This window comes from Streptomyces sp. 3330 (assembly GCF_031456635.1).
Lineage (GTDB): Bacteria > Actinomycetota > Actinomycetes > Streptomycetales > Streptomycetaceae > Streptomyces.
On sequence record NZ_JAVDVA010000001.1, the window covers coordinates 97,273 to 110,499 of the forward strand.

Genomic DNA, 13,227 nt, shown 5'->3' on the forward strand with positions numbered 1-13,227 from the left:
AACCCTGAACGCCGCCTAAGGCGCTCCTGTGAGACTCCGGGCGGGCGGGCCGGCCGGTCTGCCCTGGAGCCGGGCCGCCGCCTCACGGATCTCCGGCAGCCGCGCGGCGAGGGCGGCGCCGGGGCAGCTCGTCATGTAGCCGTCCTTGTGGCCGGCCAGCGCGGGGAGGGTGGCGGTGGCCCCCGCGGCGTACCGGCTGCGGCTGTTGCTGGAGGTGAGCCGGACCTTCGCGCGCGGGTCGACGCCGGAGAGACCGAGCTTCCAGGCGGCCAGGGCGGCGATCGCGTCGACCATCGCCTGCGGCACCGGCACCCCGGCGGTGAAGGTGCCCAGGGCGGCGATGCCGGCCGTGCGGTGGTTGAAGCCCTGGGTGTGGGCGCCGGTGACGGGCCGGTCGACGCCGCCCGCGCGGCCCTCGTAGATCGTGCCGCAGCGGTCGACGAGGAAGTTGTAGCCGATGTCGTCCCAGTCACGGGCGCCGGTCTGGCCCGCGTACAGGTAGCGGATGATGCGGGGCGCGTCGGCGCAGGCGTAGCCGTTGGGCGAGTCGGTGTGATGCACGAAGACGGCGACGACCTTGTCGTCGTAGCGCGGGGGCGGCTGCGCGTGCCGGGCGAGGTCGTCCAGCCAGACGGAGCGGGGCACGACGGGCGGCCGGACCGCGGGGTGGACGGCGGCGGGCCGGGCGGCGGGCGGGCGGCTGCCCGACGCGGCCGTGGCGGCGTGGTCGACGCCGCCGGCGCACAATCCCAGGGCGGCCATGGCGGCGAGCCCGGGCAGGCAGCCCAGGAGCACGAGGAGCGGGCCCGGTGTCCGCGCCGGGCGCCGTCCTCGCGTTCCCGGCGCGGACACCGGTCGGAGGGCACACATGAACCCACTGTCGGCCGGTTCCGGTCCGTCCGCGATGTGTGCTGTGCCACCTGGTGGAACCATCGTCCCGGTCCACGGCGTTTTCGGGGTGACACGCACGCGTGGCCGGTCGGGTCGGTCACGCGCGCGTGTCGATGGGTAGCTGATCACTGGGCCCTTCCCGCACGTACTCACCGACCAGGGGTTCCGACAGAAAGGCGGCCGCGTGGACCTGCTCGACATCCTGCTGGTGCTGGTGATCCTGGCCTACGCCGGATCCGGCTACCGGCGCGGACTGGTGGCCGGCTGTGTCTCGCTCGCCGGGTTCGTGGGCGGCGCGGTCGTCGGCGTGTGGGTGCTGCCGTGGCTGATGGACCTGGTGACACCGGGGACCACGGCGGCGACGGTGACGGCGGTGGTCACCGTCCTGCTCCCCGCGGTGGCCGGGCACGAGCTGGCGGGCCGGCTGGCGCTGCGGCTGCGGCGGGAGCTGGACCGCGGTCCGCTGCGGGTGGCCGACGGGGTCGGCGGGGCGGCGGCGAACGCGGTGGCGGTGCTCATCGTGGCGTGGGTGGCGGCGAGCGTGCTGGGCGCGTCCTCGTCCCCGGTGGTCACGTCGTCGATACGGGACTCCCGGCTGCTGGGAGCGGTGCAGGAGGCCATGCCGGACACCACGCCCACCTGGTTCTCGCGGGCCACCTCGGCGCTGACCCAGGCGGGCTTCCCGCAGGTCTTCAACCCGTTCGAGAACGAGTCGACGGCCGAGGTGGCCAAGCCCACCGGCGACGACGTCACGCCGAGCGCGACCGGGGCGGCCGAGCGGAGCACGGTGAAGATCGAGGGCGTCACGGGCGACCAGGGCCGCGAGGGCAGCGGCTTCGTCTACGCGAGCGAGCACGTGATGACCAACGCGCACGTGGTGGCGGGCATCGACGACCCGACCGTGCGGATCGGCGGTGTGGGCCGGTCGTACGACGCGCGCGTGGTGCTCTTCGACCCGGACAAGGACGTGGCCGTGCTCTACGTGCCGGACCTCAGGGCACCGGTCCTGAGTTTCGACGACGACGCCTCGCGCGGGGACTCGGCGGTCGTCGCCGGCTATCCGCAGGACGGGGACCTGAACCTCCAGGCGGCGACGGTCGCGAACCGGGTGAAGGCCACCGGCCGGAACATCTACAACGACGAGATCGTCACCCGGGAGATCTACTCGATCCGCTCCACCGTCCGCCCCGGCAACTCCGGGGGCCCGCTGCTGACCACCGAGGGCCGGGTCTACGGCGTCGTCTTCGCCCGCTCCACCTCCGACGACGAGACGGGGTACGTGCTCACGGCGGCCGAGGTGGCCGGCGACGCCGAGCGGGCGGCGAAGGCGACGGCGCCGGTGGACACGGGCGAGCCGACGACCTCCTGAGCCCCGCGCCGCGCTCCGGCAGGGCGCCGCGGCCCGGTGCTCCGCGACCGCGCGCTACAACGCACGCCCCATGAACACGTCGTCCACGTACTCCCCGCCCAGCAGGAACTCCTCCGGCAGGACGCCCTCCACCACGAAGCCCTCGGACGCGTAGAGCCTGCGGGCCGGGGTGTTGTGGCCGAGGACGCGCAGGGTGATCCGGCGGGCTCCCTGGCCGCGGGCCTCCTCGACGGCGGCGCGGACCAGCGCCCGTCCGACGCCCCGGCCGCGCCCCTCGTCGAGGACGGCGAGGCCCTGTATCTGGCGCACGTGCGCGTTGCACGCGAGCGACGTGGGCAGGCCGAGGCGGACGTAACCGACGACACGGCCGTCCAGTTCGGCGACCAGATGGTTCTCGGCGCGATGGCGCTCGTCGAAGAAGGGGCGGTACGGAGGCTCCGGCTCGGGCATGACCGCGTGCAGAGGGGACCAGGTCAGACGGTCGACGAGGGCCAGCGCCTCGGCGTCCTCGGGCCGAGCGGCGCGGATGCGGGGTGCGGAAGGTTCGGGCATGGCCGTCACCCTATGGCGGGGAGACGGCGGGCAGCCCGGGGTTTTCTCCGGCCACGGGGCAGGATGGCCGCATGGAACCTGAGCGAATCGCGGTGGCCGGCGCCTCCGGCCTGATCGGCAGTGCCCTGGTGCGTTCCCTGACGGCGGACGGGCATCGGGTGGTGCGCCTCGTGCGCCACGCGCCCCGGAGCGCGGACGAGGTGCGCTGGGACCCCGAAGCGGGGCGGGTCGACGCGGCCGGGCTGGCCGGGTGCGACGCCGTGGTCAACCTGGCCGGGGCGGGCGTCGGCGACAAGCGCTGGAGCGAGGCGTACAAGAAGCGGATCCACGACAGCCGGGTGCACGGCACGACGGCGCTGGCGAAGGCGGTCGCGTCGCTCGACGAACGGCCGCGGGTCTTCGTGAACGGCAGCGCGATGGGCCTGTACGGCGAGACGGGCGAGCGGGTGGTGGACGAGGACTCGCCCGCGGGGGGCGGATTCCTGCCGGAGCTGTGCGTGGAGTGGGAGGCGGCCGCGGCCCCCGCGCAGGAGGCGGGCGTGCGTACCGTCTTCACCCGGACCGGGCTGGTCGTGGCGCGCGGCGGCGGGGCCTGGGGCAAGCTGTTCCCCCTCTTCACGGCCGGGCTCGGCGGGCGGATGGGCGACGGCCGGCAGTACTGGTCGTACATCGCCCTGCACGACGAGGTGGCGGCGATCCGGCATCTGCTCGACCGGGACGATCTGTCGGGACCGTTCAACCTGACCGCGCCCGAGCCGCTGACCAACCGGGAGATCACCGAGGCGATGGGGCGGGTGCTGCACCGGCCGACGCTGTTCGCGGTGCCCGCGCCGGTACTGCGCTCGGTGCTGGGCGAGATGGCCGGGGACGTGCTGGGGAGCGCGCGGGTGGTGCCGAAGCGGCTGCTGGAGTCCGGGTTCACCTTCGCGTTCCCCGGGATCGAGGACGCCATCCGGGCAGCCTGATCCTTCGCGTGACCGTATGCGACCGCCGTGCGACCGTGCCCTGTCCATGCGCGACTGTTCCTGACCGATCACGGCCCTAACCTCGACCCGAACTCGGGTATCCAAGACGGCTGTTGGGGGCATGACGTCTCCACCGGCCGCGCAACCTCGAGGAGGGGCACGTGCTTGAGCCCGCGTACCAGGCAGACGTCGTCGTGGTGGGAGCCGGAGTCGCCGGTCTCTCCGCCGCGCACCGGCTGGCCAGCGCAGGAGTAACGACCGCAGTCCTGGAGGCCGCTCCCTACGTGGGCGGCCGCATGTCGACGGAGAAGGTCGACGGCTTCCGGCTCGACCGCATCGGGCAGCTGCTGTCCACGGCGTATCCGGAACTGGACCTGACACCGGGGCTGGACGCGCTCGTCCTGCGTCCGTTCGCGCCGGGGGTCCTGCTGCACAGCGACGGACGCCATCACCGCGCGGGCGCACAGGCGGGCGCGGGGAGCGCAAGGGGCGCACTGCACGCCGTACGCGCCCTCGCGAGCGTTCCCCGGCCCGGCGCGCCGCCCAGGGCGCGCGCCGGCGGCTCCCCCGCCGCACCGGCGCGACCGGCGCCGCCACCCCGGGTCCGGGCGGGCGCGCCACTGGGCACCGCCGTGGACCAGGCGCGGCTGGGCGCCGCGCTCACCCGGCTCGCGGCCGTCCCCGCCGAACGGCTGATGCGCCGCCCGGAGGCACCGGCCGCCCAGGCCCTCGCGTCCCGCGGGCTGCCCGCCCGCACGATCGACGGCTTCCTGCGTCCGCTGCTCGCCGCGCTGCTGTGCGACCCCGACCTCACCACCTCCAGCCGGTGCGCGGACCTCGCGCTGCGCGCCTTCGCGGCCGGCCGGCTGTCGCTGCCGGAGGGCGGGGCCGAGGTGCTGCCCGAGCTGCTCGCGCGGACGCTGCCGCCGGGCACCGTGCACACCGGGGTACGGGTCACCTCGGTCTCCACGACCTCGGTGACCACCGCCGAGCACGGCGAGTTCCGCTGCCGCGCCGTGCTGGTCGCCACCGACGCGCGCACCGCGGCGGAGCTGCTGCCCGGGCTGCGGGTGCCCGACTTCCATCCGGTGACGGTCGTCCACCACACGACGGACGAACCGCCCGCGACCGGCGCGTCGCTGCTGCTCGACGCCGACCGGGGCGGGCCGGTCGCGCACACGGCCGTGGTCAGCCGGGTGGACCCCGCCCGCGCGCCCGCGGGACGCGCGCTGATCTCGTCCACGGTCCTCGGCACACCGCCGCCGGGCGTCGACACGGCCGTACGCATGCATCTGTCCCGGCTGTACGGCACCTCGACCGCGCGCTGGGAGACGCTGGCCGTGCACCACACCGCCGAGGCCGTGCCGGCCATGCGGGCGCCGCACGACCTGCGACGGGCGGTACGGCTCCTGGCGGGCCTGTACGTGTGCGGCGACCACCGGGACACCAGCACCGTGCAGGGCGCGCTGCACTCGGCGCACCGGGCCGCGGCGGCGATCGTCTCCGACCTGGGCGGCGCCGGTTCGCTGCACCTGGCCGATCCGCGCCCGACGGCCCGTCAGGAGCGGGCGGCCGCGTGACCGTCCCGCCCCCGGGGCCCAGGCCCGGACCCCGTCGGCCCCGGAGGGGCCTCCTGCCCGCCCGCCGCCCGGACGCCGGTCGGGCCGACGTGCCCGAGCGGCGGCGCTCCCTCCGCCGGGGCGGGTGGAGCGGTGGGCACAGGGCCGGGGCCCGGGTGGAGCCCCCGGGGCGGGGGTCAGGCCAGGGCCGCGACCTTGTCGCGGTAGGTGCGGGCCGGGGCCGCGTCCTTGTACGGCTCCAGCCGGCGCTCGAAGTCCCTGACGTACTCCAGCGCGCGGACGGACCGCATCTCCGCCGCCTGCCCGGCGGCCTCCGCGGCCAGCTGGCACGCCTGGTCGAGCTCGCCCAGCCCGAGCCGGGCGGAGGCGAGGACGACCCGGCAGAACAGCCGGCTGCGGGCGTGCGCGGCGGGGCGCAGCTGCAAGGAGCGCTCGGCGTGCTGCGCGGCCGCCCGGAACTGCTGGAGGTCGCGGTGGCAGTGGCCGAACTCGTCGGCGAGCTGCGCCTCGTCGAAGAAGCGCGCCCAGTGCGGCACCTCGTCGCCTGACTTGGCCGCCTCCAGCGCGCGTTCGGCCCGGACCAGCGCGGCGGTCGAGGCGCGCACCTCGCCGAGCACCCCGTGCCCGCGCGCCTCCGCCGCGTGCAGCAGCGCCTGCACGACGGCCGGGGCGCCCGTGCCGACCCCCTGCTGGGCCACCCGCGCGAGCTGCACGGCCTCGCGCCCGTGGCCGAGATAGACGGCCTGGCGGCTCATGGTGACGAGGACGAAGGAGCCGTACGCCCGGTCCGCGGCCGCCTGGGAGAGCCGCAGGGCCTGGACGAAGTAGCGCTGGGCCAGGCCGTGCGCGGCGATGTCGAAGGAGGTCCAGCCCGCGAGCCGGGTCAGGTCGGCGGCCGCGCCGAACAGGCGGCGGCCGGTCTGCTCCCCGTAGGCGCCGCGCAGCATCGGCTCGCACTCGTGCTCCAGGTAGCGCACGAGGGCCTGGCGGGCGTGACCGCCGCCGTACCGGTCGTCGAGGCTGCGGAAGAGCTCGCCGACCGAGCGGAGCGCGGAGATGTCGCCTCCCGTGACCCGCTGGCCGAGGCCCCGCTCACCGCCCTGGCCGCGCTGCCGGGGGACGGCCGCGGGACCCGGCAGCACCTGGGGCGGAGCCACGCCGGGCGGCGCGGAGGCGGGCTGCTGGGGCACGGCGGACCGGGGCGCCGCACGGCCCTGGACGGGCACCCGGGCGGGCGGCTCGCTGCGGGCGACCTTCTCGTCGGCCCGCCCGATCAGCCAGTCACGGCTCGGCACGACGAGCCCCGCCGGGGTGAAGGCGATCTTGCGGAGCTCGGCGTGGCTGCCGGAGTCCTTGCGCCACAGTCCGCCGACGATGTCGATGGCCTCCTCGGGGGTTCCGGCGAACTCCAGGCCCGCGTAGACGGGGGCGCAGGCGTCCAGGCCGAGGTCCTGGGCCGTGAGGCGACGGCCCAGGCGCCGGGTGAAGACCTCGGCGATGAGCGCGGGGGTGGTGCCCCGGGGCTGCTGCCCGCGCAGCCACCGGGTGACGGACGTCTTGTCGTATCTGAGATCCAGCCCGTGTTCGAGGCCGAGCTGATCGACGCGACGGGCCAGTCCCGCGTTGGAGAAGCCCGCTTCTGCGATGAGCGCGGCGAGCTGGCGGTTGGGAGTGCGCTGCGCGGGTCGTTCCGTCATCTGCGGTGCGGTCTCCTGCCTCCCGGGCCTTTGACGTGCCCGGATGAAGTGCCTGCTGCTGTGAGCAGCCCTTTTGGCCTCGTGAACGGCGCGAATGTAGCGGAGCGTAAGCAGCCGGTCGCACATATCGACGTTCATTCATCCGATCGTGTGAGGATTGACCCCGAGGCTGACGCGGGACGCGCGGACGTACAGTGGCTTGGGCGCCCGACGCGCCTGACGACTTTCCAGGGAGGCGCTTGCCGTGAGCGAGCTGCGGTTCGTCCGGATGGGGTTCGGCGGGGACGCCGTCGAGTACCGGGAGGCGTGGGAGGAGCAACGCCGCGTGCACGCGGCGCGGTTCACCGACGAGATCCCGGACACCGTGCTGCTCCTGGAGCACCCCCCGGTGTACACCGCAGGCCGGCGCACCGCCGACGACGAGCGCCCCCTGGACGGCACCCCGGTCGTGGACGTGGACCGCGGCGGCAAGATCACCTGGCACGGGCCGGGACAGCTGGTGGGCTATCCGATCCTGAAGCTGCCGCGGCCGGTGGACGTCGTCGCCCATGTGCGGCGCCTGGAGGAGGCCCTGATCCGGGCGTGCGCGGAGTTCGGCCTCGAGACCTGCCGGGTCGAGGGCCGCAGCGGCGTCTGGGTGCTCGGCGATCCGGTCGAGCAGCGCCCCTCGCTCGGCGGACTGTCGCTGGACTTCGACCCCCGGCTCACCGACGAGGAGTTCGATCCGCGGCTGAACGGCCCGGAGTACGCCCCCTCGAACGCGGGCCAGCGGCGCGAGGACCGCAAGATCGCGGCGATCGGGATCCGGGTCGCCAAGGGCGTCACGATGCACGGCTTCGCGCTCAACGTGAACCCGGACAACCAGTGGTTCGACCGGATCATCCCGTGCGGGATCCGGGACGCGGGGGTCGCCTCGCTGGCGAACGAGCTGGGCCGGGACGTCACGATCGACGAGGTGCTCCCGGTGGTGGAGCGGCACCTGAGGGACGTCCTCGAGACCGCGGAGCCGAAGCCGCGGGAGATCGAGAAGGCGACCGTCTGACCGAGGGAACCGGCCCCAGGCTCTGAGGCTGGCCTCACAGCAGGACCCGGCAAACACGGGCGTACCCTGGTGTGCGCCGAAGAATCGAAAGTCTACGCAGACAGGCAGGGAGCCGACGTGTCCGCAGTCGCACCCGACGGACGCAAGATGCTGCGCCTGGAGGTCCGCAACAGCCAGACCCCCATCGAGCGCAAGCCCGAGTGGATCAAGACCCGGGCGAAAATGGGTCCCGAGTACACCAAGATGCAGAACCTCGTGAAGAGCGAGGGGCTGCACACCGTGTGCCAGGAAGCCGGCTGTCCCAACATCTACGAATGCTGGGAAGACCGCGAGGCCACCTTCCTGATCGGCGGCGACCAGTGCACCCGGCGCTGCGACTTCTGCCAGATCGACACCGGCAAGCCCGAGGCGCTGGACCGGGACGAGCCGCGGCGCGTCGGCGAGTCCGTCGTCACGATGGACCTGAACTACGCCACCATCACCGGCGTCGCGCGCGACGACCTGGCCGACGGCGGGGCCTGGCTGTACGCCGAGACGGTCCGGCAGATCCACGCGCAGACCGCCGAACGGGAGGCCGGGCGGACGAAGGTCGAGCTGCTCGCCCCCGACTTCAACGCCGTTCCGGAGCAGCTGGCCGAGGTCTTCTCCTCGCGGCCCGAGGTCTTCGCGCACAACGTCGAGACCGTCCCGCGGATCTTCAAGCGGATCCGGCCCGGCTTCCGCTACGAGCGTTCGCTGGACGTCATCACGGCGGCCCGCGACCACGGCCTCGTCACCAAGTCGAACCTGATCCTCGGCATGGGCGAGACCCGCGAGGAGGTCGGCGAGGCACTCCGGCAGCTGCACGACGCGGGCTGTGAGCTGGTCACCATCACGCAGTACCTGCGGCCCTCCGTGCGTCACCACCCGGTGGAGCGCTGGGTCAAGCCGCACGAGTTCGTGGAGCTGAAGGAGGAGGCCGAGCAGATCGGCTTCTCCGGCGTGATGTCGGGCCCGCTGGTACGGTCCTCCTACCGTGCCGGGCGCCTGTACCAGATGGCCGTCGAGAAGCGCGGCGCGTACATCGCCTCGCAGGCCGTCTGACACCACGTCAGCTTCCTTGCTCCGTACGGACGCAGGCCGACTGTGTGAATTCCCGCACAAGATGCTACCGGCCAGTAGTGACCGATTCGACGCGGCCCCGGCCGTCCTCGCAGATGAGGGCGTACGCCGGGGTCGCGTCAGCGTTTCGGCCCTGCGCATCCAGGCTTCATTCGTGTTTGACCGGTCGGTCACGCCCTGGTAACACCAATCAGTGACGCTGGTGTCACATCACGTGCACCAGACATCCCCGTACCCGAAGCCGTCCGAGGGGGACACCCGCCATGCAGGCCGCGCCCGTTCGCGCCACCGCGATCCCGACCTTCAGCACCGCACTGCGCGCCGTCGAATCGCTGCTCATGAGCAGCGGCCAGCGCACCGCGCGTCGCAACGCCTGGAACTCCGTGCTGGAGGACCGTCGTCGCGCCAAGGACCGGGTCGAGGCGCAGCGCGTCCTCGAAGCGGTCACCATCGCCCGCCCCTGACCCACCCGCTCCCCACACCCTCCCCACACCTCCCCTCCTGCCGTCGTAGGCGCTTCCGGGGCCACGTAGACTTTGCGGCATGGCGAGAAGTGACAGCGCGGCGGACGCCGCTAACCCCGGGCGACTGAAGCAGATCGCCCTGACGTTCAAGATGACCCACAAGGCCGACAAGACGATCGGTTTTGTCCTTGCGGGTGTCTTCCTCATCACGTTCGGCGTCTTTCTCGCGATCGGCTTCCTGATCGACCACCCGGTCTACCTGGGCATCCTGGGCTTCCTGCTCGCCTTCCTCGCGACGGCGATCGTCTTCGGACGCCGGGCCGAGCGGGCCGCCTTCGGCCAGATGGAAGGCCAGCCGGGCGCCGCCGCGGCCGTCCTCGACAACATCGGCCGGGGCTGGACGACCACCCCCGCGGTGGCGATGAACCGCAGCCAGGACGTGGTGCACCGGGCCGTCGGCAAGGCCGGCATCGTCCTGGTCGCCGAGGGCAACCCGAACCGGGTGAAGAGCCTGCTGGCCGCCGAGAAGAAGAAGATGAACCGCATCGTCGCGGACGTGCCGGTGCACGATGTGATCGTCGGTACGGGCGAGGGCCAGGTCGAGCTGAAGAAGCTGCGCACCACCCTGCTGAAGTACCCGCGGGTCCTGGCCGGCCCGCAGGTGACCGCCACCAACGACCGGCTGCGCGCCATGGGCGACCTGATGAGCAACATGCCGCTGCCGAAGGGCCCGATGCCGAAGGGCATGCGCCTGCCGAAGGGCGGCGGCAAGGCCCGCTGAAGCACCCTCCCCACGTCACGAAGGGGCGCCCGGATCACTCCGGGCGCCCCTTCGTCGTGCACGCCGCTCGTCGCCGTACCGAAGCCGCCGGTCGCGTCGGCGGGCAGGGGCCGACGGCCGGGGGGTGCGGGTCACGGGTCGGCGACCACGGACCGCGCACTTCGCCTCGCATCACGGACCGCGCACCCTGGACAGCGGACTGTCGTCCCTGGACTGCCGGTCGCGGACTGCCGGCCGTGGACTGCCGTTCCTGTTCTGCCGGCCGTGGATCGTCCCGGACGCTCAGATCCGGACTTCCACCGTGCGGGCCAGGCGGTCGTGCAGGCCGCGGCCGTCGCGGTCCCAGATCAGGGCCGGGACGGCCAGGCAGAGCAGGATCGTGCGCGCCACGGCACGCAGCGGACTGACCGCGCCGGTCTCGACGGACACCACACGCAGGCCGAACAGGCGCTTGCCCGGGGTGGAGCCGACCGTACCGACCGTCAGGACGCTCAGGACGAAGAAGACGAGCAGCGCCCAGTTGCTGGTGGCCGGGCTGTAGCCGTCCGTGATCAAGCTGTATGCGATCAAGACGCCGAATCCCCAGTCCACGGCCAGCGCACCGAGCCGCCTTCCGGGCCGGGCGATCGAGCCCGGCCCGTGCTCGGGCAGACCGAGCTGCTCGCCCCTGTATCCGAAGTCGACACCGGCTTCCTCGGCGGCCGCGCGCGGGCCCGAGAGCCACGATCCGATTGCATCCCTGTTGTCCACCCGACCACGGTACTGCGCCCGTTTCGCGATACGGACAGGTGGGGTACACCGGGCAGGGTCCGGTTAACTTGTGCGAAACAAATGGGTCACGCCCGAGAAATCACCCGTCCCTAGGGTCGATGTCAGCGTGTGCCACCGCACTGGCCGCACGAACGAACTACCACCCCGGCTCGACGGCCGGGAGTAGGAGGAGCTGGATGTTCCAGAACGCCGACGAGGCCAAGAAGTTCATCGCGGACGAGGACGTCAAGTTCGTCGACGTCCGCTTCTGCGACCTGCCGGGCGTCATGCAGCACTTCACGCTGCCCGTCGAGGCGTTCGACCCGGACGAGGAGCTCGCCTTCGACGGCTCGTCGATCCGCGGTTTCCAGGCCATCCACGAGTCCGACATGGCGCTGCGCGCCGACCTGTCGACCTCGCGTGTGGACCCCTTCCGCCGTGACAAGACGCTGAACATCAACTTCTTCATCCACGACCCGATCACGGGCGAGCAGTACTCCCGTGACCCGCGCAACGTGGCGAAGAAGGCCGAGGCGTACCTGGCGTCGACCGGTATCGCCGACACCGCGTACTTCGGCCCCGAGGCCGAGTTCTACGTCTTCGACAGCGTGCGCTTCCAGACCTCCGCGAACGAGTCCTTCTACCACATCGACTCCGAGGCCGGCGCCTGGAACACCGGCGCGCTCGAGGACAACCGCGGTTACAAGGTCCGCTACAAGGGCGGCTACTTCCCGACCCCGCCGGTGGACCACTTCGCCGACCTGCGTGCGGAGATCTCCCTGGAGCTGGCCGCGTCCGGCCTCCAGGTCGAGCGTCAGCACCACGAGGTGGGCACCGCCGGCCAGGCCGAGATCAACTACAAGTTCAACACGCTGCTCGCCGCGGCCGACGACCTTCAGCTCTTCAAGTACATCGTGAAGAACGTCGCCTGGCGCAACGGCAAGACCGCGACCTTCATGCCGAAGCCGATCTTCGGTGACAACGGCTCGGGCATGCACGTCCACCAGTCGCTGTGGACCGGCGGTTCCCCGCTGTTCTACGACGAGGCCGGCTACGCGGGCCTGTCGGACATGGCCCGCTACTACATCGGCGGCATCCTCAAGCACGCCCCGTCGCTGCTGGCCTTCACCAACCCGACGGTGAACTCGTACCACCGTCTGGTCCCGGGCTTCGAGGCCCCGGTCAACCTGGTGTACTCGCAGCGCAACCGCTCCGCGGCCATGCGTATCCCGATCACGGGCTCCAACCCGAAGGCCAAGCGCGTCGAGTTCCGCGCGCCCGACGCCTCCGGCAACCCGTACCTGGCGTTCTCCGCCCTGCTGCTCGCGGGCCTGGACGGCATCAAGAACAAGATCGAGCCGGCCGAGCCGATCGACAAGGACCTCTACGAGCTGGCCCCCGAGGAGCACGCGGGCGTCGCGCAGGTCCCGACCTCGCTCCCGGCCGTCCTGGACCGCCTCGAGTCCGACCACGAGTTCCTGCTCGCCGGTGACGTCTTCACGCCCGACCTGATCGAGACGTGGATCGACTACAAGCGCACGCACGAGATCGCCCCGCTGCAGCTGCGCCCGCACCCGCACGAGTTCGAGCTGTACTTCGACGTGTGATCGGCCCCGGGCCCGTGGGCCCGTGAGCCGGCAGGGCCGCAGTCGTCGCTTCTCCGGGCTGTGCCGACGCCCCCGTTCCCGTTTCTCGGGGACGGGGGCGTCGTCGTATGGTTTCTGGCACTGCTGTTCGACGGGAGACCTCGACAGAGGTGACGGGGGAGATACGGGAATGTCCGAACAGGACGATGCGGAGCGGGAGTTCGACCTCAGATGGGCGGACGCCGCGGTACACAAGGAACCCTCCGCGCGAGCCCGGATGCTGGCCGCCCGGTGGAAGGAGAACCCGCCCGGCCCGGTGCCGTTCCGCGCCGACCCGGACCGGGTGGCCTCGCCCCGCTCGTCCTGGGTATCGACGGCGCTCGTCCTGGGCTGCGTGGCCGCGGTGATCCTGCTGCTGGGGTACACCCGGTTCCGGGCGCAGTACTGAG

General features: G+C 72.7%; 13 protein-coding genes. 9 read left to right on the top strand and 4 right to left on the bottom strand.

Annotation, left to right across the window (positions count from 1 at the left end):
* Positions 1-15: 15 nt before the first annotated feature.
* Positions 16-795, bottom strand: coding sequence for a peptidoglycan recognition protein (locus J2X68_RS00445; protein WP_399039207.1), 780 nt, complete (start codon positions 793-795; stop codon positions 16-18).
* A gap of 280 nt (positions 796-1,075) precedes the next feature.
* Here J2X68_RS00445 and J2X68_RS00450 point away from each other — a divergent pair, with 280 nt between their 5' ends.
* A complete protein-coding gene (locus J2X68_RS00450) occupies positions 1,076-2,260 on the top strand; it encodes a MarP family serine protease (protein WP_310430369.1) in 1,185 nt (394 codons plus the stop codon).
* 54 nt (positions 2,261-2,314) lie between these two features.
* On the opposite strand, the gene J2X68_RS00455 is transcribed toward J2X68_RS00450, so the two are convergent.
* Complete coding sequence (locus J2X68_RS00455) at positions 2,315-2,812, bottom strand: GNAT family N-acetyltransferase (RefSeq protein ID WP_310430370.1); 498 nt, start codon at positions 2,810-2,812, stop codon at positions 2,315-2,317.
* Between the two features lie 71 nt (positions 2,813-2,883).
* Between J2X68_RS00455 and J2X68_RS00460 the strand changes: the two genes are divergently transcribed.
* Together J2X68_RS00460 and J2X68_RS00465 are read left to right on the top strand one after the other, a co-directional pair.
* Positions 2,884-3,777: a TIGR01777 family oxidoreductase gene (locus J2X68_RS00460; protein WP_310430371.1), complete on the top strand. Its 894-nt coding sequence runs from the start codon at positions 2,884-2,886 to the stop codon at positions 3,775-3,777.
* A gap of 161 nt (positions 3,778-3,938) precedes the next feature.
* Complete coding sequence (locus J2X68_RS00465; protein ID WP_310430372.1) at positions 3,939-5,357, top strand: NAD(P)/FAD-dependent oxidoreductase; 1,419 nt, start codon at positions 3,939-3,941, stop codon at positions 5,355-5,357.
* Positions 5,358-5,533: 176 nt separating this feature from the next.
* On the opposite strand, the gene J2X68_RS00470 is transcribed toward J2X68_RS00465, so the two are convergent.
* Complete coding sequence (locus J2X68_RS00470; RefSeq protein WP_310430373.1) at positions 5,534-7,054, bottom strand: regulator; 1,521 nt, start codon at positions 7,052-7,054, stop codon at positions 5,534-5,536.
* Positions 7,055-7,298: 244 nt separating this feature from the next.
* Between J2X68_RS00470 and lipB the strand changes: the two genes are divergently transcribed.
* The 4 genes from lipB to J2X68_RS00490 all read left to right on the top strand — a co-directional run bounded on the left by lipB (position 7,299) and on the right by J2X68_RS00490 (position 10,442).
* Entirely contained in the window at positions 7,299-8,096 is a 798-nt protein-coding gene (gene lipB, locus J2X68_RS00475; protein ID WP_310430374.1) for a lipoyl(octanoyl) transferase LipB, read from the top strand.
* Positions 8,097-8,213: 117 nt separating this feature from the next.
* Positions 8,214-9,179 (top strand): lipoyl synthase, encoded by a 966-nt coding sequence (gene lipA / locus J2X68_RS00480; protein ID WP_310430375.1) that lies wholly within the window; start codon positions 8,214-8,216, stop codon positions 9,177-9,179.
* A gap of 281 nt (positions 9,180-9,460) precedes the next feature.
* Entirely contained in the window at positions 9,461-9,661 is a 201-nt protein-coding gene (locus J2X68_RS00485; RefSeq protein WP_310430376.1) for a hypothetical protein, read from the top strand.
* A 79-nt stretch (positions 9,662-9,740) separates the two neighbouring features.
* Positions 9,741-10,442: a DUF4191 domain-containing protein gene (locus J2X68_RS00490; RefSeq protein ID WP_057599652.1), complete on the top strand. Its 702-nt coding sequence runs from the start codon at positions 9,741-9,743 to the stop codon at positions 10,440-10,442.
* Between the two features lie 282 nt (positions 10,443-10,724).
* Here the strand turns inward: J2X68_RS00490 and J2X68_RS00495 are convergent, their stop codons facing one another.
* Positions 10,725-11,192: an RDD family protein gene (locus tag J2X68_RS00495; RefSeq protein ID WP_310430377.1), complete on the bottom strand. Its 468-nt coding sequence runs from the start codon at positions 11,190-11,192 to the stop codon at positions 10,725-10,727.
* A gap of 197 nt (positions 11,193-11,389) precedes the next feature.
* Between J2X68_RS00495 and glnA the strand changes: the two genes are divergently transcribed.
* Together glnA and J2X68_RS00505 are read left to right on the top strand one after the other, a co-directional pair.
* Positions 11,390-12,799 (top strand): type I glutamate--ammonia ligase, encoded by a 1,410-nt coding sequence (gene glnA / locus J2X68_RS00500; protein ID WP_190148013.1) that lies wholly within the window; start codon positions 11,390-11,392, stop codon positions 12,797-12,799.
* 169 nt (positions 12,800-12,968) lie between these two features.
* Positions 12,969-13,226 (top strand): hypothetical protein, encoded by a 258-nt coding sequence (locus J2X68_RS00505; protein WP_310430378.1) that lies wholly within the window; start codon positions 12,969-12,971, stop codon positions 13,224-13,226.
* The last annotated feature ends 1 nt before the right edge of the window (position 13,227 follow it).